The sequence below is a fragment of the Pseudomonas sp. LBUM1658 genome, from assembly GCF_059716055.1.
Genome location: NZ_CP166798.1, coordinates 2,893,177 through 2,915,549 on the forward strand (window position 1 = coordinate 2,893,177; position 22,373 = coordinate 2,915,549).

A 22,373-nucleotide genomic window follows, 5' to 3' on the forward strand; every position below is an offset into this window, starting at 1 on the left:
TCATCCTCTTTCGGCATTGCGCGCGTTGCAGCGCGCAATGCAATTTTTGACAGCGCGAATGTCTGCCGAGAGATCTATGGGTATCAATAGATTTCGCGGGCCGCCAATTTTTAGTACTTGGTCCTCGGCGGCTTGTCGCTGTACTAGAGCATCCAGAACCTCCTGATGTGGCGCATCGACCAAGGGTTCGAAATGCTTGCAGCGGTAACAAGGGATCGGCACAGATGTCGTTGCGCAGAAGCTGTGTTTGCCGCAGTGACCAACGGTTCTGAGTTCACCTGCGCGGGCGAACTCCAATTTGCTGGTCTGGTCGCTGGCTCTTGTGGCTTGGTTCGTTGAGTCGATCATAGTTCCTGCAAAAGCCATTGCGAGTGGCGCCAATACCGGTGCCATTGCTTCATTGAGTTGTCGCGCTTGTTCGGCGGGATCGTTGTAGTAGTCGATCAACGAGTCCTCAGACGTATGGCCCAGCCAGTGAGAGAGCACGTGATGTGGTAGGCCCTGTCGGGCGAGTTGTCGTGCCCGCGTATGACGCATTCGCGTAGCAGTGATCGCCATTGTGCTGCCCGTGCGGGGGCTGATCGGTGGTATCGGCCGTAACGACCGTTTGAGCTTTGCACCATAGTCGCAAGTCGGGGTGTTATCTGTCCAGCAGAGAACTTTTATCACACTTGCTTTTCGTAGATGAAATAGCTCACTGTCTAAATTCGCTAATAGGCTGAGTCGAGGTTGGTCTTTAATGAGTTGCAGAGACTGCTTTAGTCGCAATTCGCTGCAAAAAAGAGGCAGTTTATTCAGTTGATCGTCTGTTAAAGAAAGGCCCAAGATATGTTCATAGAGGGCTCGGACTTCCTGACGTTGAATATGACACAGATCCCACAAGTGATCGGCCAGAGAGTGAGGTTCAAATTTGCTGTCACGAAAACCTATTTCGGATCTAAGATCCTTTACACCCGGAAAAAAAATGACTTTCCCAATAGGAGCCAAGTTATCCGAGCCGTCGTTTTCACGGACATCACCTATTTTTAAATACGCGATCTGTATGGGTCTTCGCGCATATTGCATGGACAGCAGCTTGATAAGCGTCAGCTGGGTGCCAGAGACACCTCTGTCGTAGTTATCCCAGACGACGCTTAGGGAAACTCTGAAAAAGACTTCCATCTCTGGTGAAATACCCATCTCACACGAATCGAACGGTTGAGCCCCGATGAAACAGATGTCCTTCGCCGATGCCGAGTATGCCGGTAAACGTAAGCAGACCCGCCGCGAGCGCTTCCTGATCGAGATGGATCAAGTCGTGCCCTGGAAGGGTTTGATTGCCTTGATCGAACCGCATTATCCGAAGGGTGAAGGTGGTCGTCCGGCGTATCCGTTGCTGGCCATGTTGCGGGTTCATCTGATGCAGAACTGGTTCGGCTACAGCGATCCGGCGATGGAAGAATCGCTGTATGAAACGACGATCCTGCGCCAGTTTGCAGGGCTGCATCTGGATCGAATTCCTGACGAAACCACGATTCTCAACTTCCGCCGCTTGCTGGAGAAACATGAGCTGGCGGGTGGGATTTTGCAGGTTATCAACGGTTATCTGGGTGACCGTGGATTGATGTTGCGTCACGGAACGATCGTGGATGCGACGATCATTCATGCACCCAGCTCAACCAAGAATAAAGACAAGAAACGCGACCCCGAGATGCATCAGACCAAGAAAGGAAATCAGTACTATTTTGGAATGAAATCCCACATTGGCGTTGATGCGGATTCGGGCTTGGTTCATAGCGTTGTCGGTACTCCCGCCAACGTGGCGGACGTGACACAAGTGGATCAATTGCTTCACGGAGAAGAAGTTCACGTCTGTGGCGATGCCGGTTACACCGGGGTGCAGAAACGCCCAGAACATCAGGATCGCAAGATGATTTGGTCGATTTCTGCCCGGCCCAGTTCGTACAAAGAGCATGGCAAAGACACGGTGATCGGTAGCGTGCTACGCGGGATTGAGTATGCGAAAGCGCAAGTCAGAGCCAAGGTTGAGCATCCGTTTCGAGTGATCAAGCGCCAGTTTGGCTATACGAAAGTGCGCTTTCGTGGTCTGGCGAAAAACATCGCTCAGCAGACGACGTTGTTCGCCTTGTCGAACCTGTGGATGGTGCGAAAACGATTGTTGAATGCAGGAGAGGTGCGCCTGTAATGCGGGCTAATCGCCCTGAAACAGCGCGATTAGAGGAAAAATCATGAATTAAAGAGTGGAAAGGTCCGATTTTCGACCGAATCAGCGTTTTTTGAACCTCTCACAGAGAGGGCATCAAAAATCGGTGGGTACTTCAGACCTTCCTTAGCAAACCGTCATACTCCTCTTCGGTGAGCCAGCTTTTCTTCGGATCGTCCGAAAGCACATTACGCGGACCTGCGCGCAAGGAAGCAGTATCATTCAGTAAACTTAATGCCTCCTGGCTGATTGCTGCGCTGTCGCGTTCCTGCCAATGAAGGAAAAGTTCAGTAATTCCCCTCTTGCTTCTATGGAACGATGGGTTGGTTAATGCCCGTGCCATCCAGCTGGTGTCAAAGGAACTCGTGGGGTGCGCATTCAGACTTGTCAGCAGTGCTGAAAAAATACAGGAATAGCTATTTGGCGCATAATCGCCATGCGTCGAGAATAAGATTAAGTTCTGTTTGAATGATGCCTTAAGCGGAGGGCTTAGTTGCAACAGGGCTTTGACCATGTTGAATCTACCCCGGCCTGTATTAACAAGAGTATCACCTTCCCAATAAAACGCCCCGTCCTGCGAATCGGGGCGCTCTGTGCGCCTGAGATCGAGATCAAACAATATGGGCGCATCAGTTAAGGAGGCTTTGCTTTTCATTTTGTAATCCTTGCCGTGTCGGAAGCGACTTTTCGGCCGATTTCATGTGATTTTTCTTCAATGTGGCGGTGGTTGTAGCGCCTCGACATAGGCGAATCTGGCACCCAGCCCATCAGTTGTTCCCTCAGGGTTCGCTCTTCCTCAAAAGGGATGCCTTCGCGATCCGCTTGCTGCGAAAAACGGTAATTCCAGTCGTGTCGTAAGAGGTGAGGGTGAACCGGCATAAGCGCTTTGAAGAGTTGCCTTAGGTTGGCAAGCCCTGTGCCGAATGCCGTCTTGGGTAGCGCTTGACCTTGGCTGCGTCCTCCACGATGGACGATGAAAATGAAGTCTTCATCCGAGAATCCAACACTTGGTACCTCTGCTCGCCAATTGTCTTGATAGTCCATTAGCTGTTCTTCGAGGCTTTCCGATATCGGAACCCTACGCCCCTGCGTTTTGGCAACCGGCTGATGTAGCCGGGTGTCGAACTCATCGTGGTGGTTACGCTCAATGTCGAGGTAGGCGCTATCGCCGCCACTGGCTTCGATGAAGTGCTTGAGTTTAAGGCTCAGTAGCTCGCCGAATCGCATGCCGGTCTCGTAAAGAACACGCAGCATCACAATATTGCGCAGTCTGTGGCCAAAGTATTGTGGTTGTTGAAGGCCCTCGAAGGGCTGGTCAAACAGGTCCAACAGCCGGTTGCGAGTTTCGGCAGGCAGCCTCAACCCAACAATTCGCTGCTCGCGAGCGGCTTTTGAACCGACCTTGCGCTTTTTTTTTCGCAGAAGCATTGTGTTTTGCTCCTCAACCGCATCCCTAACGTCGCGCGTATTTGAGTCGGTGATAACCTCATGCGCGATCCAGCGGATGTACATTGCTGCATAAGCAATATAGGTGTTGTACTTAGCGCTGCTGATGACACCTCCCTTGCCACTCACCTTGCTGGCACGCAAATACCTCGCCAGGTCATCAATCTCCGGAGCGCTGAGAAACCTACGGTTATGGAAATCCATGGATAGGTCGATGTTCCTGCGGGACTCCCATTCACAGACTCTCTTAATCGCTGCAAGGTAGACCTTCTGCGTTTCGTGCGTAGTGGAGGGCCTGATCGAGCGGGCAATGAAAGCGGTTGGATAAAACAGAGGAAAGCCAGAGGCGTCAGCTTCGTAGAGTTGGGAGAACCGTTCGCCTCCACTCGCAATATAGGTCTTAATCGTATAGTTCATATTTACACCTGTGCGTAGTGGAAGAGAATGTCAACTGCTGTTTACACTTCATCGCCATTTTTTGCGGTGATTTTCTAACGATATGTTAAGATTTGGCGCGTATTTACAGGTGGCTAAGCGATGACGGTTTACAAAAATATAGCTGACAGGAAGGTAGTACTCGATACTGAAACCACCGGCATGCCGGTGACCGACGGCCACCGGATTGTCGAAATCGGTTGCGTCGAGTTGATCGGTCGGCGCCTGACCGGTCGGCACTTCCATGTCTATCTGCAGCCGGACCGGGAAAGTGATGAAGGCGCCATTGGTGTGCACGGCATCACCAACGAATTCCTGGTGGGCAAACCGCGTTTCGCTGAAGTGGCCGAAGAATTCTTCGAATTCATCAAAGGCGCACAGCTGATCATCCATAACGCGGCGTTCGACGTTGGCTTCATCAACAATGAATTCAACCTGATGGGACACAAGGATCGGGCTGATATCACTCAGCACTGCACGATCCTCGACACCCTGATGATGGCCCGTGAGCGTCACCCCGGGCAGCGCAACAGCCTCGATGCCTTATGCAAGCGTTATGGCGTCGACAACTCCGGTCGTGAGCTGCACGGCGCCTTGCTCGACTCCGAGATCCTCGCCGACGTCTACCTGACCATGACCGGCGGCCAGACCAGTCTGTCCCTGGCCGGTAATGCTTCGGATGGTAATGGTTCCGGCGCAGGGGCGGACAACTCCGCCACCGAGATCCGCCGTCTGCCCGCCGATCGCCAGCCGACCCGGATCATTCGCGCCAGTGAAACCGACCTGGCCGAACATCTGGCGCGGATGGAAGCGATTGCCAAGTCTGCCGGCGCTCCAGCGCTTTGGGTGCAGTTGGCTGAGGCCAGGGGTTAACCTTCATTGGCCACAGGGGCCTCAACCCTCTACCCTGAGATCATTGGCAGGCTGCGGTCTGCCGTCTCAGGACACCTGCCCCATGTATAAAGACTTGAAATTCCCCGTCCTTATCGTGCACCGCGACATCAAGGCCGACACTGTCGCCGGTGATCGGGTCCGCGGAATCGCCCGGGAGCTGGAGCAGGAAGGCTTCAGTATTGTTTCTGCGGTGGATTATACCGAGGGCCGCCTGGTGGCCTCGACTCACCACGGCCTGGCCTGCATGCTGATTGCGGCCGAAGACGCCAGGGAAAATACTCATCTGCTACAGAACATGGCTCAGTTGATCCGCCTGGCCCGGGTCCGCGCGCCGAACCTGCCGATTTTCGCTCTGGGTGAGCAGGTGACCCTGGAAAACGCCCCGGCCGATGCCATGAGCGAGCTCAATCAGCTGCGCGGCATTCTCTACCTGTTCGAGGACACCGTGCCGTTCCTCGCCCGGCAAGTGGCGCGAGCGGCGCGCAATTACCTTGATGGCCTGTTGCCGCCGTTTTTCAAGGCGCTGGTGCAACACACCGCCGATTCCAATTACTCCTGGCACACTCCCGGGCACGGCGGCGGCGTGGCCTATCACAAGAGCCCGGTGGGGCAGGCGTTCCATCAGTTTTTCGGGGAAAATACCCTGCGTTCGGACTTGTCGGTGTCGGTGCCGGAGCTGGGCTCGCTGCTTGATCACACCGGTCCATTGGCTGAAGCCGAGGCCCGCGCTGCGCGCAATTTTGGCGCCGATCACACGTTTTTTGTGATTAACGGCACTTCGACTGCGAACAAGATCGTCTGGCATTCGATGGTCGGGCGCGACGACCTGGTTCTGGTGGACCGCAATTGCCACAAGTCGGTCTTGCACTCGATCATCATGACCGGCGCGATTCCGCTGTACTTGTGTCCGGAGCGCAATGAGCTGGGGATCATCGGGCCGATTCCGCTGAGCGAATTCAGCCCCGAGTCGATCAAGGCCAAGATCGATGCCAGCCCGCTGACCAAGGGCCGGCCACCCAAGGTCAAGCTGGCGGTGGTCACCAACTCCACTTACGACGGCCTGTGCTACAACGCCGAGCTGATCAAACAGACCCTGGGCAACAGCGTCGAGGTCCTGCACTTCGACGAGGCCTGGTACGCCTACGCGGCGTTTCACGAGTTCTTTGCCGGGCGTTACGGCATGGGCACTTCGCGTAGCGCCGACAGCCCCCTGGTATTCACCACCCACTCCACCCACAAACTATTGGCGGCTTTCAGCCAGGCCTCGATGATCCATGTGCAGGACGGCGGCGCGCGGCAACTGGACCGTGACCGCTTCAACGAAGCCTTCATGATGCATATCTCCACTTCGCCGCAGTACAGCATCATCGCCTCGCTGGACGTCGCTTCGGCGATGATGGAAGGTCCGGCGGGGCGTTCGCTGTTGCAGGAAATGTTCGATGAGGCGCTGAGTTTTCGCCGGGCGCTGGCCAATCTGCGTCAGCATATCGCTGCGGATGACTGGTGGTTTTCGATCTGGCAGCCGCCATCGGTCGAAGGTATCGACCGGGTGATCACCGCTGACTGGCTGCTCGAGCCCGAAGCCGACTGGCATGGTTTCGGCGAGATTGCCGAAGATTATGTCCTGCTCGATCCGATCAAGGTCACCCTGGTCATGCCCGGGCTGACCGCCGGTGGCGCTTTGAGCGAGTGCGGCATTCCGGCGGCGGTAGTCAGCAAGTTCCTCTGGGAACGCGGGCTGGTGGTGGAAAAGACCGGGCTGTATTCGTTCCTGGTGTTGTTCTCCATGGGCATTACCAAAGGCAAGTGGAGCACGCTGCTCACCGAACTGCTGGAATTCAAGCGCAGCTACGACGCCAACGTCAGCCTGGCGACCTGCCTGCCGTGCGTGGCGAAACAGGACATCGCGCGTTATCAGGGCATGGGCCTGCGGGATCTGTGCGACCAGTTGCACGCCTGTTATCGCAGCAATGCCACGGCTAAACACCTCAAACGCATGTACACGGTACTGCCGGAGATAGCCATGAAACCGGCCGATGCCTACGACCAACTGGTACGTGGCGAGGTAGAAGCAGTACCCATCGACGCCCTGCAGGGACGGATCGCCGCCGTGATGCTGGTGCCGTATCCGCCGGGTATTCCGCTGATCATGCCCGGTGAGCGGTTCACCGAGTCGACCCGCTCGATCGTCGATTACCTGGCGTTTGCCCGCACCTTCGACAGCAGCTTTCCCGGCTTTGTCGCGGATGTGCATGGTTTGCAGCACGAAGACGAAGGCAATGGACGGTGCTATACCGTCGATTGCATCAAGGTTTGAGGACGTTTCCTGCCATGCAGCCAGTGATCAATCCCAAATATCCCGGTTTGTCGGTGCGCGTGGCCGATGACGGCTTCGCGGCCTACATCTGGGGCAGCGATTTCAGTTTTGAGGTCAGTGCCTACGCGACGGCGCAAGTCGGTTTAAGCGTCGACCAATGGCCGGTGGAGAAAATCGCGCCTTATCGCAAGTGTTATGGCATCGACCCGGAAGAGTTCCACGGTTACCGCGACGCCGCGGACAGCGCTATTTTCATGGCCTGGCTCGACGATCAGCCCGTGGGGCATGTGGTGGTCAGTACCAACTGGAACGGTTATGCCCATATCGATGAGCTGGCGGTGCATGCGCCGGCGCGTCGCCACGGGGTGGCCAAGGCGTTATTGGACGTCGCGCAGTTCTGGAGTCGCAAGAAGAAGTTGCCGGGCATCATGCTGGAAACCCAGAACAACAACCTGGGCGCCTGCCGGCTGTATGAGCGCTGCGGTTACGTGATCGGCGGGATCGATCATCTGCGTTATCGCGCAATTGACCCGCACACCGCCGAGGTGGCGATTTTCTGGTACCGGCTGTTTGATAATCCGTTGGAGTAAGCCGGTTATCAACCCGCCAGCAATGCCGCGGCTTTCTCCGTGACAATTTCCAGCAGGGCCTGCAAGGCGGGCGAGGGCGTGCTGTTCTTGAGCGTCAGGGAATAGAGCGTGATCGGTACCGGCGGTGACAGTGGACACACATCCAGGCCACCCGCGCGTGCGCCGATGGCGGTAAAGGGATCGACGATGGCCAGGCCTTCCCCGGCCTCGACCATGCTGCGCATCATCTGATGGGTTTGCACCCGGATCTGGATCACCGGTGCCGGGCGCAAGGCTTGCAGCTTGCTGTCGAGCATCACGCTGAGCGGGTCATGACCTTCCAGTCCGACCATCGACTGGCCCGCCAAATCCTGCACGGACAGGTATTTCTGCTTGGGCTGCAGCCAACCATGGGGGGCCAGCAGCTGCAGTTTGCCTTGCGCCAGCATGTCGCAGTGGAGGTCGCCATGGTCGGGGTTGTGCAGGCTCAAGCCCAGATCGCTTTCGCGTAATAACAGGCTTTTGACGATGTCACGGGTGGGCTGGCTGGCGAGGTTGCAGGGTACGTCGGGAAAATTTCGGCGCAGGTTGGCGATGCTTTGCGGCAACAGTTGCTGTGCCAACGGGGGCGTGCAGATGATCCGCAGCGGTGGGGCCTGATATTGTTTCAGGCTGTTGGCCAATCGCTGCACAGGCTCAAACGCTTCGTAGACACGGGCGATCTCGACCTGCAGCTCTCGTGCTTCGCGGGTGGCTTGCAGCCGTCCGCGCACGCTGGCGAACAGCATGAAGCCGAGTTGATCCTCGGCATCGCGCAGAATCGCTTCAACCTCGGCCACCGATAGTTGCAGCAACTCGGCGGCAGTGCCCAGATGACTGGTTTGCAGCAGCGCCTGGATCACTTCGATATGACGTAAACGCATGCGTGAAGTCCATGTCCAGCGGGTGAGGGATTCAGTGACTGAATCCTAACCCAAGTCCGCGCATATGACTTCAGCTCATAACACGGGGTTATGAGGCGATGTAGGTTTCGGGTTCGCGAGTGATGGTGACGCCCGACTGCTTCAACTGAAATTCGTTATCATTCAGTTTGTCGACCCGATCGCCAATGGCCAGGCGATAGCTGGTCACAGGTTCCGAGCTGGCCAGGCCATCTGACGACGGGGTGGATTCCTGGAACTCATGCACCGAATAGACACGGCCTTCCGCGTCTCTTGCATGGAATTGTCCGACGAGTACTGCTGCCATCTGCTTAGAACCTCTGGAGATAAATCACTCAATTTGCGGCTTTGTAGACCGTAATTGGGCGCGGTAAGTTTTCCTGATGGAAAAAAATAGTCATGGGCAGCGATTCCTTGAATCAGCTCGGTTGTGATGCCGCCCGAATCATCTATAACTACAGGCTCCTATAGACAGATAGTCGGGAATCCCACAATGAGCAAGGTCTACACGATTGCAGTGCTGGTCGGCAGTTTGAGAAAACAATCGATCAACCGCAAGGTCGCAATGGCATTGGCAGAACTGGCGCCGGCCAATCTCAAACTGAATATCATCGAGATTGGTGATTTGCCGCTCTACAACGAAGACATTGATGCCGCCCCGCCGGCAGCCTACAGCACTTTCCGACAACAGGTGAGCTCATCCGACGCGGTGCTGTTCGTGACCCCTGAATACAACCGCTCGGTGCCGGGTGTTTTGAAGAACGCGATAGACGTCGGTTCCCGCCCTTATGGCAAAAGTGCCTGGAGCGGCAAACCGGGCGCAGTGATCAGCGCGTCACCGGGAGCGATCGGCGGATTTGGTGCCAACCACCACCTGCGCCAGTCATTGGTCTTCCTCGATGTGCCGTGCATGCAGCAACCCGAAACCTATCTGAGTGGTGCCGGCTCCGCGTTCGACGACGCGGGCAAACCTTCCGAGGCTATCCAGCCGATCTTGCAGAAATTTATCAATGCCTACGGGGCCTGGGTCGAGCAGCACAAGAAGCTCTGAAGTACGCGGTGCCAGTGCTTGCGGACTACCCGGCGCTGGTCAGCCGCTCACAGATCATTGCTTCGAGTTCTGTCAGCCAGGCGGCTGTTTGCGCGGCAGTGGACTGCAGGGTGATGCCGTAGCGACGGCCGCCCCAGGCCATGATCAGCCAGGCATCGATACTTGTCGCTGAAGGTTTTTCCGGCAGGTCGCTGCAGGCAGCAAAGGCTTCATGCCATTTGCGCGAGAGTTCCTGGAACACCCGCTGATGATGCTTGGGCTCGGCGATCCGGTATTCCAGCATCAGCAGCTCATAGTCGAACAAGGGCTGTCGGGCATCGGCCGGGTCGCAGCTCAGGCGCAGCAATCGGGTTATCCGGAGTCGCCAGTCGAGGTCCCCGGGTTGTATGACCTGCTCATCCAGGCGTTGCAGCAAGTGTTCAACGCAATGTCGGACATAGCCTGAGAGCAGCGCCTCTTTACTGGGGAAATAGTCGTAGAACGTACCGATCGCTACTCCGGCTTCCAGCGCCACCGAACGGGTGGTCAACCCCGACCAGCCATCGCGCCGCCAAATCCGAACAAAGGCTTCGTAAATCGCCTCGACGGTGAAGATCGCCCGTGCCTGAGTGGGCCGTTTCAGCGGCTTGGCCCGGGGTTTCAGGGTAGACGCAGTGCTCCTGTAGTTTCCGAACCCGTTCTTCATCGGCTGCCACTACTCTGGTGCGACTCACCACTGTTACGCAGCAGGAGCCTGGAAATGCAAAGTTTGAGCACGGTAACACGGCTGATCACCCGCAAGAATGCTCTGGACCAGAGTCGTATCGAACAGCAGCAGCGCAGTTTGATACCGGCTGCGGGCGAGGCGATTTTGAAGATTGAGCGCTGTGCGCTAACTACCAATAACATCACCTACGCGGCCTATGGTGATTCGATGAATTACTGGGGCTTCTTTCCGACCGGGCTTTCGGAGTGGGGCCATATACCGATCTGGGGTTTTGCCGATGTGGTTGCCTCGAATATCGACGGGGTTGAAGCGGGAGAGCGTTTCTACGGCTATTTTCCGTTGGCCAGTCATGTCTGGATGCGTCCCGAGCGGGTCACCGAGCGCGGCTTTTATGACGCTGCCGAGCATCGTCAGGCACTGACTTCGGCCTATAACCAATACACCCGATGCAGTTGGGATCAGTACTACAGCCGGGCCACCGAAAATTTGCAGATCCTGCTCAAGCCGCTGTTTTTGACTTCGTCGATGCTGGCGGACTTCCTGCAGGACAACCAGTTCTTCGGTGCGACCCGTCTGGTGTTTTCCAGCGCTTCGAGCAAGACTGCTTACGGCACTGCCGTATGTTTGGCAGGGCTGCCCGAGCTTGAGCGAGTGGCCCTCACTTCTGCGGGTAATAAAGGCTTTGTCGAAGGGCTTGGGTGTTATGAACGGACGGTTTCCTATGCCGAGCTGGACCTTCTGGAGAAGGACCGGCCGACTTTATACGTGGATTTTTCCGGCGACCTGAAGCTGCGTGATCAAGTGCATCAGCACTTTGCCGGGCAGTTGCGCTATAGCTGCTTCGCCGGCTCGGCGCAAAGCACCGACGAGGCGCAGTTGAGTGCCATCGAAGGCCCGCAGCCGGTGTTCTTCTTCGCACCGATCCAGATTCGCAAACGCAATGCCGATTGGGGGCCGGAGCGGGTCAGCCAGCATATTGGCGAGGGTTTGCAGCGGTTCTATCGGCAGGTGACCGAATCCTCGAATCCGTTGCTGGAAGTGGTGGTCGGTGAAGGGCTGGGGGCGGCGCAGGAGGTGATTTCCCGCCTGTTCCATGGGCAAGTGCCACCGGTTGAGGGGCATGTGATCCGCCTTTGAGGTGATGAAGACGGCCTGACAGCCGGCCTGGCTCTCACGGAGGCACCCCGAGCCACTGTGGGAGCGAGCTTGCTCGCGATGACGGCCCGACCGGCAACATAGACCTATGGTCAGTCACGAATGAACCCTGCCGGCAAATCCCCGCTTTACTGAATATACGAAAATCCATATATTCCGCGCTCTTAGCATCGAGCTACTTGCCTTCTGTCAGTTCGACTGTCCTGCACGCTGCAGATCAACTCAAACGACAACTTTTCATATTTCCGAAGGCTGTTTTTGCATGCTTATAGCGTCGCTGATTTTCCTGTTGACCATTACCCTGGTGATCTGGCAGCCCAAAGGCCTGGGGGTTGGCTGGAGCGCGGTGTTCGGCGCGGTGCTGGCGTTGCTCGCCGGTGTGGTGCAGTTGAGCGATATTCCATTGGTGTGGCAGATCATCTGGAATGCCACAGGAACCTTCGTAGCGTTGATCATCATCAGCCTGTTGCTGGATGAGGCCGGTTTTTTTGCCTGGGCCGCCTTGCATGTCGCCCGCTGGGGGCGTGGCAGTGGGCGCAGGTTGTTCGCCTTCATGGTGTTGCTGGGGGCGCTGGTGTCGGCCTTGTTCGCTAACGATGGGGCGGCGTTGATCCTGACGCCCATCGTTATTTCAATGCTTCTGGCCCTGCGCTTTTCTCCCACGGCAACCCTGGCGTTCGTGATGGGCGCCGGGTTTATCGCCGATACCGCGAGCCTGCCATTGGTGGTTTCGAACCTGGTGAACATTGTTTGCGCAGACTTCTTCAAGATCGGTTTCAACCGGTACGCCGCGGTGATGGTGCCGGTGAACCTGGTCAGCGTCGCGGCCACCCTGGGTATGCTGATGTGGTTTTTCCGGCGCGACATTCCCCGCAGTTACGACCCCGAACAGCTGGAACAGCCAGAGCACGCAGTTCACGACAAGCCGACCTTTATCGCCGGTTGGTGGGTGCTGATGATTTTGCTGGTGGGTTGCTTCGCCCTGGAGCCGTTGGGGATTCCCATCAGCGCCATCTCGGCGGTGTGCGCGGTCTTGCTGCTGGTCATCGCCGGCCACGGGCACAAGATTTCCACCCGCAAGGTGCTGAAAGAGGCGCCGTGGCAGATCGTGATTTTCTCCCTGGGCATGTACCTGGTGGTCTACGGCCTGCGCAATGCCGGTTTGACCGGGCACATCGCCGGGCTGCTGGACTGGTTCGCCAGCTATGGCATCTGGGGCGCGGCCATGGGCACCGGCCTGCTGACGGCGTTGCTGTCCTCGATCATGAACAACCTGCCGACGGTGCTGATCGGCGCGCTGTCCATCGATGCCAGCCAGGCCGTTGGCGTGGTCAAGGAGGCGATGATCTATGCCAACGTCATCGGCAGTGATTTGGGACCGAAAATCACCCCGATCGGCAGTCTGGCGACCTTGCTCTGGCTGCATGTACTGGCGCGCAAGCAGATCCAGATCGGCTGGGGCTATTACTTCAAGGTCGGAATAGTGCTGACCGTGCCGGTGTTGCTGGGGACATTGGCGGCGTTGGCGGTGCGGTTGTCGGTGGGTCTACCCTGACCCCGGCACATTCGGCCAAAGATCCGCCACCAGGAACAAGCGCTCGGCTTCTTCCCATTCGCCCGTGGCATTTTCCGTCAGGCGCACCATCAATTGCGCCGGTGCCTGGGGTTCCAGAGCGGCCAGCCAGGTATTCAGTTGGTCAGCATCCCAGGTCTGATCGGCCGGGTAGTGCGCCGGTGCGAGCCAGGCATGGCGGGGCAGGGGTTGCCAGCGGCCCGGTGGCTGTTCAACGACAAATCTCGACCAGTCGCGCTGGTGCAACCAGCGGCCGCGCAAATGTTGCGGGTGCGCGCCGGCCGGCGGCTGGGCCTTGCCTGGCCACGGATACAGCAGGTATCCGCCCAGCCACAACTGCGCACTGAACTGCTGGATATCCAGTGCGGCCAGTACCTCGCGACTCTCGGGGCGGGCAGATATCGGCAACTGATGCTGGCTCAGGTGCGCCAGTTTGCGGTCCAGCCGGTCATGGCAGCCGGGGCCCAGCCACTGCGCCGTGTCATGGCCATCTCCCTGTTGCGGCCCGAGATAGAGCTTGATCGCCAATTCCAGGTGGTGCACGCCGTCGCGATCGCGCAGCAGCATGTCCAGTTCGCCAAGGGTGTGGCCTGCACGACGGATCGGCATATTGGCGGCGATCAATTCGATGCCGGGGGCGTGCTGCACGGCGAATTGCCACAGACGCTCGTAATACAGGCCCAGACGGCGGGTCGGGCCCAGAGCCAGCCAGTGGCGCAACGGGCTGCTGTCCTGATCCAGCTGGTTGAGCCACAGCGCAAGCTGTTCGGGAGACTCTACCCAATCACTGCCCGCCAGCGGATGGCGCTGCGGCCACGGGGTTTCACTGAGCATCGGCGGCGCGAGGATGACCCAAGCCAGGTCGCGCACCTCGGGGTGACGCAACTGGCGGGGTAAATTGAGCAAGCCGGGGAACAGGATCATTCTGCGAGCATAGCCTATCAGGGTGTGTTATCGATAAATCACCGGTGCGCCGGCATATGCAGAACACACTCTTGAAGTTGAAAGCATTTTGTCTGCGGGCGGCTTTCGCCCATAATCGTCCTTTTCGGCCCGTCCCAGAACTTCGCAGGAACCCCATGGAGCAATTTCGCAATATCGGCATCATCGGTCGCCTGGGCAGTTCCCAGGTACTCGACACGGTTCGCCGACTGAAAAGGTTTCTGCTCGACCGGCATATGCACGTGATCCTCGAGGACACCATTGCCGAAGTCCTGCCAGGTCACGGCCTGCAAACCTCATCGCGCAAGATGCTCGGTGAAGTCTGCGACATGGTCATAGTCGTCGGCGGTGACGGTAGCCTGCTGGGCGCCGCCAGGGCGCTGGCCCGGCACAACATTCCGGTGCTGGGGATCAACCGTGGCAGCCTGGGCTTTCTGACCGATATTCGTCCCGACGAACTGGAAGTGAAAGTCGCCGAGGTGCTCGACGGCCACTACCTGGTGGAAAACCGTTTCCTGTTGCAGGCCGAAGTCCGCCGCCACGCCGAGGCCATCGGCCAGGGCGATGCGTTGAACGACGTGGTGCTGCACCCGGGCAAGTCGACGCGGATGATCGAGTTCGAGCTGTACATCGACGGCCAGTTCGTCTGCAGTCAGAAGGCCGACGGCCTGATCGTCGCGACGCCGACCGGCTCGACCGCCTATGCGCTGTCGGCAGGCGGGCCGATCATGCATCCCAAACTCGATGCCATTGTTATCGTGCCGATGTACCCCCATACCTTGTCTGGAAGGCCGATTGTGGTCGATGGCAACAGTGAGCTGAAAATCGTCGTGTCCAAGGATATGCAGATCTACCCGCAAGTCTCCTGCGATGGGCAGAACCATTTCACCTGCGCGCCGGGCGACACCATCACCATCAGCAAGAAAGCGCAGAAACTGCGGCTGATCCATCCTCTGGACCACAATTATTATGAAGTTTGCCGGACCAAGCTCGGCTGGGGCAGCCGCTTGGGTGGTGGAGGCGACTGATGCTTGATCCCGCGCGAAGCTACGACCTGATCGGTGACGTGCATGGTTGCGCTCATACCCTTGAGCATTTGCTCGACCTGCTCGGGTACCACAAGGTGGGCGGTACCTGGCACCATCCTTCACGCATGGCGGTGTTTCTCGGCGATATCATCGACCGTGGCCCGCGGATTCGCGAAGCGCTGCATATCGTCCACGACATGACCGAGGCCGGGCAGGCGCTGTGCATCATGGGCAACCATGAGTTCAACGCCCTCGGCTGGAGCACCCCGGCACCGCCGGGCAGCGGCAAGCAATACGTGCGCGAACACACCCCACGGCATACGAGGTTGATCGACGAAACCCTGACCCAATTCGCTCAGCACCCGGCGGACTGGCACGACTTCCTCCAGTGGTTCTACCAGATGCCGCTGTTCGTCGATGCCGGGCGCTTCCGGGTAGTCCATGCCTGCTGGGATGCCGGGCTGATCGAGCCGTTGCGGGCGCAATATCACAATGGCTGCATCGACGAACACTTCCTCCAGGCCGCCGCAGTGCCTGGCAGTTTCGCCTGCACGGTGTTCGATCGTCTGTTACGCGGCACTGACATGCGCTTGCCCCACGGCTTGACCATGACCAGCGGCGACGGCCTGACCCGGGCGTTCTTCCGCACCAAGTTCTGGGAAGACGACCCGCAAACCTACGGAGACATCGTGTTCCAACCTGACGCCTTACCTGAGCCGATTGCCCAGACACCTTTGTCGTCCATCGAGAAAAACACCTTGCTGCGCTATGGCGTCGACGAGCCGTTGCTGTTCGTCGGTCACTACTGGCGCAGCGGTAAACCGGCACCGATCCGCCCGAACCTGGCCTGCCTGGATTACAGTGCGGTGCTCTACGGTAAACTGGTCGCCTACCGGCTGGACCAGGAAACCCGCCTTGATCCGCGCAAGTTCGTCTGGGTCAATGTCGAACGCCCGGAGGTGCTGCAATGAGTGCCGTCGCGGTGTTACGCCTGCCGCTGGCGGTCGACCTGAGTGGTTTCGTCAAACTGCTGCAGCGCATGGAGGTCCCCCATCGGGTCAGCGAAGAAGCCGGCGAGCAGGTGCTCTGGGTGCCGGACGCGATCAGTGAGGATGTCCGCTCACTGTATGAGCGTTTCCCTGCCGGTGATCCGGATCAGCAACTGGACATCCCCGACACCGGGGCAGCAGTCCAGCGACCGGGGTTCGTCGAGCAATTGCGCCACAGCCCGGCGACCGCGCTGATCCTGTTGCTCAGCCTGATCGTTGGCGGCGTGACAATGCTCGGTGACAACCTCGATGTCATGCGTTGGCTGACCTTTCTCGAATTCCGCATCGCTGGCGAGTACATCCAGTTCACGCCCCTGGCCGACAGCCTCGAAGCAGGGCAGTGGTGGCGCCTGGTGACGCCGATGCTGATCCACTTCGGCTTCCTGCACCTGGCCATGAACGGCATGTGGTATTGGGAGCTGGGCCGGCGCATCGAGATACGCCAGGGCGGTATCAACCTGCTTGGGCTGACGCTGCTGTTCAGCCTGGTGTCCAATTACGCCCAGTATTATTTCAGCGGTCCGACCTTGTTCGGCGGGCTGTCCGGGGTGCTGTACGGCCTGCTCGGGCATTGCTGGATCTATCAATTGTTGTCGCCGAATCCGGCTTATCGCCTGCCCCGTGGGGTGCTGGTGATGATGCTGGTGTGGTTGCTGCTGTGTATGTCCGGGCTGATCTCGATGATCGGTTTCGGTGAAATTGCCAACGCGGCGCATGTCGGCGGGTTGCTCGTCGGATGCTTTACCGGTTTGTTGGGTGGCTTGTTCAGCCGACGTAAACTGGCCGTTTAAAAATTACCGTATGAGTATGAATAGAGAGCGCGGAGACCTGATGTCCTCTTTTAACGAAATGATCAACAACATCACCCCGGATATCTACCAGAACCTGAAACTGGCGGTAGAGATCGGCAAATGGTCAGACGGCGGCAAGCTGACTGCCGAGCAGCGCGAACTGTCGCTGCAAGCGATGATCGCCTGGGAAATCCAGAACCTGCCGGAAGATCAGCGTACCGGTTACATGGGTGGCCCGCAGGACTGTGGCTCCAAGTCGGAACCGGTACCGAACCTGCTGTTCAAGTCGGACGCCACCCATTGATCGAGATTGGCCGCGGTGCAATCAGCAAGATGTCGGCGCGCCTCGAAGCGTCGGCCGTTCAGTACGCATTCCGTCTGGGCGACATCGAGGTGCCGGTCAATCCAATGATCGGCACTACGGTGCGCCTCGAGTACCTGGGGGCGATCCACTGCACCCATTGCGGACGCAAGACCAAAACCAGTTTCAGCCAGGGTTACTGCTACCCGTGCATGACCAAGCTGGCCCAGTGCGATATCTGCATCATGAGCCCCGAGCGCTGCCACTACGACGCCGGTACCTGTCGCGATCCGGCCTGGGGCGAGCAGTTCTGCATGACCGATCACGTGGTGTATCTGGCCAATTCGTCGGGCGTCAAAGTCGGGATTACCCGCGCGACTCAGCTGCCGACTCGCTGGCTCGACCAGGGCGCCAGCCAGGCGTTGCCGATCATGCGGGTCTCGACTCGCCAGCAATCGGGTTTCGTCGAAGACCTGTTTCGCAGTCAGGTAGCCGACAAAACCAACTGGCGTGCCTTGCTCAAGGGCGATGCCGTGGCGGTGGATCTCAAACAGGTTCGTCAGCAACTGTTCGACAGCTGTGCCGAAGGTCTGTCGGGTTTGCAGGAACGCTTTGGCCTGCAGGCCATCCAAGTAATCGATGACGTCGAACCGATCGACATCCGTTATCCGGTCGAGCAGTACCCGGCCAAGATCGTCAGCTTCAATCTGGACAAGAATCCGATTGCCGAAGGCACGCTGATGGGGATCAAGGGCCAGTACCTGATCTTCGATACCGGCGTTATCAATATTCGCAAGTACACGGCCTACCAGCTCGCCGTGCATCAGTAGAAGGACTCCAGCATGCGCACCGAACAACCGAAGATGATCTACCTGAAGGACTATCAGGCGCCTGAGTACCTGATCGACGAGACGCACCTGACCTTCGAGTTGTTCGAGGACCACAGCCTGGTCCATGCGCAACTGGTGATGCGCCGTAACCCGGCCCGCGGCCCGGGCCTGCCGCCGCTGGTGCTCGATGGCCAGCAGCTGGAATTGCTGTCGGTGCAACTGGCCGACCGCGACCTGAGCGCCGCCGACTACCAGTTGACCGAGAATCATCTGACCCTGCACCCGACCAGCGAAACATTTACGGTCGACACCAGCGTCAGGATCCATCCGGAAACCAACACCGCCCTGGAAGGCCTGTACAAATCCAGCGGCATGTTCTGCACCCAGTGCGAGGCCGAAGGTTTCCGCAAGATCACTTACTACCTCGACCGTCCGGACGTGATGAGCAAGTTCACCACCACGGTCGTCGCCGAGCAGCACAGCTATCCGGTGCTGCTGTCCAACGGCAACCCGATTGGCAGCGGTCCGGAAGAAGACGGGCGGCACTGGGCGACCTGGGAAGATCCGTTCATGAAACCGGCCTACCTGTTCGCGCTGGTAGCCGGTGACCTGTGGTGTGTCGAAGATACCTTCACCACCATGACCGAACGCTCGGTGGCGCTGCGCATTTATGTCGAGCCGGAAAACATCGACAAGTGCCAGCACGCGATGAACAGCCTGAAGAAGTCCATGCGCTGGGACGAAAAGGTCTATGGCCGTGAGTACGACCTGGATATCTTCATGATCGTTGCAGTCAATGACTTCAACATGGGCGCCATGGAGAACAAAGGCCTCAACATTTTCAACTCCAGCTGCGTGCTGGCCCGTGCCGAAACCGCTACCGATGCCGCGCACCAACGGGTCGAAGCCGTGGTCGCCCACGAATACTTCCACAACTGGTCGGGCAACCGCGTGACCTGCCGCGACTGGTTCCAGCTGTCGCTCAAGGAAGGCTTCACGGTGTTCCGCGATTCCGAGTTCTCTGCCGACATGAACTCGCGCACGGTCAAGCGCATCGAGGACGTAGCTTATCTGCGCACCCACCAGTTCGCCGAAGACGCCGGCCCCATGGCTCACGCCGTGCGCCCGGAAAGCTTTATCGAAATCTCCAACTTCTACACCCTGACCGTCTACGAGAAGGGCTCGGAAGTGGTGCGGATGATTCGCACCTTGCTCGGCGCCGAGGGTTTGCGCAAAGGCAGCGACCTGTATTTCCAGCGCCATGACGGCCAGGCCGTGACCTGCGACGATTTCATCAAGGCCATGGAAGATGCCAATGGCGTCGATCTGACCCAGTTCAAGCGCTGGTACAGCCAGGCCGGTACACCGCGCCTGACCGTCAGCGAGGCGTATGACAGTGCTGCGAAAACCTACAGCCTGACCTTCCGCCAGAGCTACCCGGCGACCCCGGACAAGGTCGAGAAACAGCCATTCGTGATCCCGGTCGAACTCGGCCTGCTGGACGCCGAGGGGGAGGGCATTGCCCTGCGCCTGGCCGGTGAGACCGCCGCTGACGGTACCTCCCGGGTACTCTCGGTGACCGAAGCCGAGCAGACGTTCACCTTCGTCGATATCGCGGAAAAACCATTGCCATCCCTGCTGCGTGGCTTCTCGGCGCCAGTGAAGCTGAGCTTCCCCTACGATCGCGACCAGTTGATGTTCCTGATGCAACACGACAGCGACGGTTTCAATCGCTGGGAAGCCGGCCAGCAACTGTCGGTGCAGGTGCTGCAGGAATTGATTGCTCAGCATCAACAAGGCACTGCATTGGTTATGGATCAGCGCCTGGTGACGGCGTTGCGTACCGTTCTGGCGGACGAGACGCTGGATCAGGCGATGGTCGCGGAAATGCTCTCGCTGCCGAGCGAAGCCTACCTCACCGAAATCAGCGAAGTGGCCGATGTGGAGGCGATCCACGCCGCTCGCGAGTTCGCTCGCAAGCAGTTGGCCGATGGCTTGTTCGAAGCCTTGTGGCTGCGTTATCAGGCCAATCGCGATCTGTCGAAAAACACCCCTTACATCGCTGAATCCGAGGACTTTGCCCGGCGCAGTCTGCAAAACATTGTGCTGTCCTACCTGATGCTCAGCGGCAAACCGGAAGTTCTGGCGGCAACCCTGGAGCAGTTCGACGCTTGCGACAACATGACCGAACGCCTGACTGCGCTGGCGGTGCTGGTCAATTCGCCATTCGATGAACAGAAGTCCAAGGCCCTGGCAACCTTCGCGGAAAACTTCAAGGACAACCCGTTGGTCATGGACCAGTGGTTCAGTGTCCAGGCCGGTAGCGGTTTGCCAGGTGGCTTGCAGCGGGTGAAGGCGCTGATGCAGCATTCGGCATTCAACATCAAGAACCCGAACAAGGTCCGTGCCCTGGTCGGTGCTTTTGCCGGGCAGAACCTGATCAACTTCCACGCAGCGGACGGCTCGGGTTATCGCTTCCTGGCGGATCTGGTGATCCAGCTCAACGGCTTCAATCCGCAGATCGCTTCGCGGCAACTGGCGCCCCTGACTCGCTGGCGCAAGTACGACAGTGCTCGTCAGGCGCTGATGAAGGGCGAGCTGGAGCGGATTCTTGCGTCCGGTGAGCTTTCCAGTGATGTGTACGAGGTGGTCAGCAAAAGCCTGGCGTAGGAGCTGGCGAAGACTGCGATCTTTTCTGCGGGCACCACAACCGCGAAGATCAAAAGATCGCAGCCTGCGGCAGCTCCTACAGTGGGGTTGTGCAAAGCCATGATGTCGCGGAGGACCGCGAAACCTCCATCCAGCCTCCCACCTCTTTGATAAAGGCCATTTAATGACCTTTATTCATCAAGCCAGCGAATACCTCGCCATTCAGGCGCTACTCCCAAGCCCCGGGTTAACAAAAGATAACGTCGTATTGATTGTCAGGGCTTTCCAAAGCTGGATAGGATAGGCAAGCTTCTGAAGGGGCTCTAGATTGCAGGTTTCAGGAGAACGATCCGAAACGGCAAATCAGAAAGAACTGCCCTGAACGGCGCCCTGAAAGGTTGAACGACCTAACAATAATAATGGGGGAAGGTCTATGAGTGAGCCTGTCATGGGTGTGGGTTTTTGCCGCCCGCCGGCGTTACGCAGAATCGCGTTGCTGGCTACAGCGCTCTCGCTGTTGGGCGTTGCCGTGCTGTCGGCGCCCGTCCAGGCCGCTGCCACGGCGGCGGTCGATACTGTCTATTCGATTGAGTCCGCAAAGTCCGCCAAAGGCCTGATGCTTGATGTCGTGCAGGCCGGCGCGCGTCTGGTGGCCGTGGGGGACCGCGGTCACATTCTCTATTCCGATGATCAGGGCAAGACCTGGACCCAGGCCAAAGTACCGACCCGCCAGCTGTTGACGGCGGTGTTTTTTGTCGACGCCAAACATGGCTGGGCGGTCGGGCATGACGCGCAGATCCTCGCCAGCGAAGACGGCGGCGCAACCTGGACCAAGCAGTACGAAGACTTGACCCGTGAAGCGCCATTGCTCGACGTCTGGTTCAAGGATGGCAACAACGGCTTTGCCGTAGGCGCTTATGGCGCACTGCTGGAAACCAGCGACGGCGGCAAGAACTGGCAAGCCGCCAGCGAACGCCTGGACAATGAAGACCAATACCACCTCAACGCCATCGCGGCGGTCAAGGATTCCGGTCTGTTCATCGTCGGCGAGCAGGGCAGCATGTTCCGTTCCGCCGATTGGGGGCAGACCTGGGAGCGCCTCGAAGGCCCGTACCAGGGCTCGCTGTTCGGGGTAATCGGCACCGCCGAGTCCGGCACGTTATTGGCCTATGGTCTGCGGGGCAATCTGTTCCGTTCCACTGACTTCGGCACGACCTGGGAGCCGGTCGAACTCAAGGCGGTCCGTGGCGCACTGGAATTCGGTCTGTCTGGGGCGACCCTGCTCGACGACGGCTCGCTGGTCATCGTCGGCAACGGCGGTAGCGTGGTGCGCAGCAGCGACAACGGTTTGACCTTCAGCGTATTCAATCGGCCCGACCGCATTTCCTTATCGGCGGTCACGGCAGCGGGCAATGGCAACTTGATTCTGGTAGGACAGGGCGGCGTTCGCGCTACCACGCCAACCGGCGCTGAGCTGGGCAAACAATAAGAAG

General features: G+C 58.4%; 20 protein-coding genes and 1 pseudogene. 14 read left to right on the forward strand and 7 right to left on the reverse strand.

All coding sequences use genetic code 11. The annotated features are described in order from the left end of the window. Window positions 1-1,179, reverse strand: coding sequence for a hypothetical protein (locus ACA064_RS13315; RefSeq protein ID WP_497673756.1), 1,179 nt, complete (start codon window positions 1,177-1,179; stop codon window positions 1-3). Between the two features lie 28 nt (window positions 1,180-1,207). Here ACA064_RS13315 and ACA064_RS13320 point away from each other — a divergent pair, with 28 nt between their 5' ends. Next, window positions 1,208-2,185, forward strand: coding sequence for an IS5 family transposase (locus tag ACA064_RS13320; RefSeq protein ID WP_497669155.1), 978 nt, complete (start codon window positions 1,208-1,210; stop codon window positions 2,183-2,185). A gap of 133 nt (window positions 2,186-2,318) precedes the next feature. Here the strand turns inward: ACA064_RS13320 and ACA064_RS13325 are convergent, their stop codons facing one another. Together ACA064_RS13325 and ACA064_RS13330 are read right to left on the reverse strand one after the other, a co-directional pair. After that, on the reverse strand, window positions 2,319-2,858 hold the full coding sequence (locus ACA064_RS13325) for a hypothetical protein (RefSeq protein ID WP_497673757.1): 540 nt from the start codon (window positions 2,856-2,858) through the stop codon (window positions 2,319-2,321). Beyond that, complete coding sequence (locus ACA064_RS13330) at window positions 2,855-4,066, reverse strand: tyrosine-type recombinase/integrase (protein ID WP_497673758.1); 1,212 nt, start codon at window positions 4,064-4,066, stop codon at window positions 2,855-2,857. Before ACA064_RS13330 ends, ACA064_RS13325 begins: the two co-directional genes overlap by 4 nt. 138 nt (window positions 4,067-4,204) lie before the next feature. On the opposite strand from ACA064_RS13330, the gene dnaQ reads away from it, so the two are divergent. The 3 genes and pseudogenes from dnaQ to ACA064_RS13345 all read left to right on the forward strand — a co-directional run bounded on the left by dnaQ (window position 4,205) and on the right by ACA064_RS13345 (window position 7,928). Further along, a complete protein-coding gene (gene dnaQ / locus ACA064_RS13335; protein WP_497674239.1) occupies window positions 4,205-4,957 on the forward strand; it encodes a DNA polymerase III subunit epsilon in 753 nt (250 codons plus the stop codon). 82 nt (window positions 4,958-5,039) lie between these two features. Next, window positions 5,040-7,295: an Orn/Lys/Arg family decarboxylase gene (locus ACA064_RS13340; RefSeq protein ID WP_497673759.1), complete on the forward strand. Its 2,256-nt coding sequence runs from the start codon at window positions 5,040-5,042 to the stop codon at window positions 7,293-7,295. Between the two features lie 14 nt (window positions 7,296-7,309). Next, window positions 7,310-7,928, forward strand: a pseudogene (locus ACA064_RS13345) (GNAT family N-acetyltransferase). Here ACA064_RS13345 and ACA064_RS13350 read toward each other — a convergent pair. Together ACA064_RS13350 and ACA064_RS13355 are read right to left on the reverse strand one after the other, a co-directional pair. Next, window positions 7,894-8,787 carry a LysR substrate-binding domain-containing protein gene (locus ACA064_RS13350; RefSeq protein WP_497673760.1) on the reverse strand — a complete coding sequence of 298 codons (894 nt, stop codon included), beginning with the start codon at window positions 8,785-8,787 and terminating at the stop codon, window positions 7,894-7,896. The pseudogene ACA064_RS13345 and the gene ACA064_RS13350 sit on opposite strands and share 35 nt — an antisense overlap. 88 nt (window positions 8,788-8,875) lie before the next feature. Continuing rightward, window positions 8,876-9,112 carry a hypothetical protein gene (locus tag ACA064_RS13355; protein WP_497673761.1) on the reverse strand — a complete coding sequence of 79 codons (237 nt, stop codon included), beginning with the start codon at window positions 9,110-9,112 and terminating at the stop codon, window positions 8,876-8,878. Window positions 9,113-9,298: 186 nt separating this feature from the next. Here ACA064_RS13355 and ACA064_RS13360 point away from each other — a divergent pair, with 186 nt between their 5' ends. Further along, the gene (locus ACA064_RS13360) at window positions 9,299-9,856 is read left to right on the forward strand and encodes an NADPH-dependent FMN reductase (RefSeq protein ID WP_497673762.1); all 558 of its coding nucleotides are present in this window, start codon (window positions 9,299-9,301) and stop codon (window positions 9,854-9,856) included. 25 nt (window positions 9,857-9,881) lie between these two features. On the opposite strand, the gene ACA064_RS13365 is transcribed toward ACA064_RS13360, so the two are convergent. Further along, a complete protein-coding gene (locus ACA064_RS13365) occupies window positions 9,882-10,541 on the reverse strand; it encodes a TetR/AcrR family transcriptional regulator (protein WP_497673763.1) in 660 nt (219 codons plus the stop codon). A gap of 54 nt (window positions 10,542-10,595) precedes the next feature. Here ACA064_RS13365 and ACA064_RS13370 point away from each other — a divergent pair, with 54 nt between their 5' ends. Continuing rightward, window positions 10,596-11,699 (forward strand): DUF2855 family protein, encoded by a 1,104-nt coding sequence (locus tag ACA064_RS13370; protein ID WP_497673764.1) that lies wholly within the window; start codon window positions 10,596-10,598, stop codon window positions 11,697-11,699. 280 nt (window positions 11,700-11,979) lie between these two features. Then, window positions 11,980-13,272: an arsenic transporter gene (locus ACA064_RS13375; RefSeq protein WP_497673765.1), complete on the forward strand. Its 1,293-nt coding sequence runs from the start codon at window positions 11,980-11,982 to the stop codon at window positions 13,270-13,272. On the opposite strand, the gene ACA064_RS13380 is transcribed toward ACA064_RS13375, so the two are convergent. Beyond that, a complete protein-coding gene (locus ACA064_RS13380) occupies window positions 13,264-14,214 on the reverse strand; it encodes a DUF1853 family protein (protein WP_497673766.1) in 951 nt (316 codons plus the stop codon). The genes ACA064_RS13375 and ACA064_RS13380 overlap by 9 nt on opposite strands. A 155-nt stretch (window positions 14,215-14,369) precedes the next feature. Here ACA064_RS13380 and ACA064_RS13385 point away from each other — a divergent pair, with 155 nt between their 5' ends. The 7 genes from ACA064_RS13385 (at window position 14,370) to ACA064_RS13415 (ending at window position 22,369) form a co-directional block, all read left to right on the forward strand. Continuing rightward, window positions 14,370-15,260: an NAD(+) kinase gene (locus ACA064_RS13385; RefSeq protein ID WP_150640862.1), complete on the forward strand. Its 891-nt coding sequence runs from the start codon at window positions 14,370-14,372 to the stop codon at window positions 15,258-15,260. After that, window positions 15,260-16,231, forward strand: a complete 972-nt coding sequence (locus ACA064_RS13390; protein ID WP_497673767.1) for a metallophosphoesterase — start codon at window positions 15,260-15,262, stop codon at window positions 16,229-16,231. Before ACA064_RS13385 ends, ACA064_RS13390 begins: the two co-directional genes overlap by 1 nt. Continuing rightward, window positions 16,228-17,100 carry a rhomboid family intramembrane serine protease gene (locus ACA064_RS13395; RefSeq protein WP_497673768.1) on the forward strand — a complete coding sequence of 291 codons (873 nt, stop codon included), beginning with the start codon at window positions 16,228-16,230 and terminating at the stop codon, window positions 17,098-17,100. Before ACA064_RS13390 ends, ACA064_RS13395 begins: the two co-directional genes overlap by 4 nt. Window positions 17,101-17,140: 40 nt before the next feature. Beyond that, window positions 17,141-17,404, forward strand: a complete 264-nt coding sequence (locus ACA064_RS13400; RefSeq protein ID WP_497673769.1) for a YeaC family protein — start codon at window positions 17,141-17,143, stop codon at window positions 17,402-17,404. Then, window positions 17,401-18,231, forward strand: coding sequence for a DUF2797 domain-containing protein (locus ACA064_RS13405; protein WP_497673770.1), 831 nt, complete (start codon window positions 17,401-17,403; stop codon window positions 18,229-18,231). The genes ACA064_RS13400 and ACA064_RS13405 overlap by 4 nt, the downstream gene beginning before the upstream one ends. Before the next feature lie 12 nt (window positions 18,232-18,243). Further along, window positions 18,244-20,901, forward strand: coding sequence for an aminopeptidase N (gene pepN, locus ACA064_RS13410; RefSeq protein WP_497673771.1), 2,658 nt, complete (start codon window positions 18,244-18,246; stop codon window positions 20,899-20,901). Between the two features lie 412 nt (window positions 20,902-21,313). After that, complete coding sequence (locus tag ACA064_RS13415; RefSeq protein WP_497673772.1) at window positions 21,314-22,369, forward strand: WD40/YVTN/BNR-like repeat-containing protein; 1,056 nt, start codon at window positions 21,314-21,316, stop codon at window positions 22,367-22,369. Window positions 22,370-22,373 lie beyond the last annotated feature (4 nt).

Excerpts from the sequence above, each read along its gene's own strand:
- ACA064_RS13400 (WP_497673769.1), top strand. The coding sequence starts at position 17,141 with ATGTCCTCTTTTAACGAAATGATCAACAACATCACCCCGGATATCTAC.
- ACA064_RS13340 (WP_497673759.1), top strand. The coding sequence starts at position 5,040 with ATGTATAAAGACTTGAAATTCCCCGTCCTTATCGTGCACCGCGACATC.
- ACA064_RS13390 (WP_497673767.1), top strand. The coding sequence starts at position 15,260 with ATGCTTGATCCCGCGCGAAGCTACGACCTGATCGGTGACGTGCATGGT.
- ACA064_RS13365 (WP_497673763.1), bottom strand. The coding sequence starts at position 10,541 with ATGAAGAACGGGTTCGGAAACTACAGGAGCACTGCGTCTACCCTGAAA.
- ACA064_RS13360 (WP_497673762.1), top strand. The coding sequence starts at position 9,299 with ATGAGCAAGGTCTACACGATTGCAGTGCTGGTCGGCAGTTTGAGAAAA.
- ACA064_RS13330 (WP_497673758.1), bottom strand. The coding sequence starts at position 4,066 with ATGAACTATACGATTAAGACCTATATTGCGAGTGGAGGCGAACGGTTC.
- pepN (WP_497673771.1), top strand. The coding sequence starts at position 18,244 with ATGCGCACCGAACAACCGAAGATGATCTACCTGAAGGACTATCAGGCG.
- ACA064_RS13385 (WP_150640862.1), top strand. The coding sequence starts at position 14,370 with ATGGAGCAATTTCGCAATATCGGCATCATCGGTCGCCTGGGCAGTTCC.
- ACA064_RS13375 (WP_497673765.1), top strand. The coding sequence starts at position 11,980 with ATGCTTATAGCGTCGCTGATTTTCCTGTTGACCATTACCCTGGTGATC.
- ACA064_RS13415 (WP_497673772.1), top strand. The coding sequence starts at position 21,314 with ATGAGTGAGCCTGTCATGGGTGTGGGTTTTTGCCGCCCGCCGGCGTTA.
- ACA064_RS13370 (WP_497673764.1), top strand. The coding sequence starts at position 10,596 with ATGCAAAGTTTGAGCACGGTAACACGGCTGATCACCCGCAAGAATGCT.
- ACA064_RS13325 (WP_497673757.1), bottom strand. The coding sequence starts at position 2,858 with ATGAAAAGCAAAGCCTCCTTAACTGATGCGCCCATATTGTTTGATCTC.
- ACA064_RS13380 (WP_497673766.1), bottom strand. The coding sequence starts at position 14,214 with ATGATCCTGTTCCCCGGCTTGCTCAATTTACCCCGCCAGTTGCGTCAC.
- ACA064_RS13355 (WP_497673761.1), bottom strand. The coding sequence starts at position 9,112 with ATGGCAGCAGTACTCGTCGGACAATTCCATGCAAGAGACGCGGAAGGC.
- ACA064_RS13350 (WP_497673760.1), bottom strand. The coding sequence starts at position 8,787 with ATGCGTTTACGTCATATCGAAGTGATCCAGGCGCTGCTGCAAACCAGT.
- ACA064_RS13315 (WP_497673756.1), bottom strand. The coding sequence starts at position 1,179 with ATGGGTATTTCACCAGAGATGGAAGTCTTTTTCAGAGTTTCCCTAAGC.
- ACA064_RS13320 (WP_497669155.1), top strand. The coding sequence starts at position 1,208 with ATGAAACAGATGTCCTTCGCCGATGCCGAGTATGCCGGTAAACGTAAG.
- ACA064_RS13395 (WP_497673768.1), top strand. The coding sequence starts at position 16,228 with ATGAGTGCCGTCGCGGTGTTACGCCTGCCGCTGGCGGTCGACCTGAGT.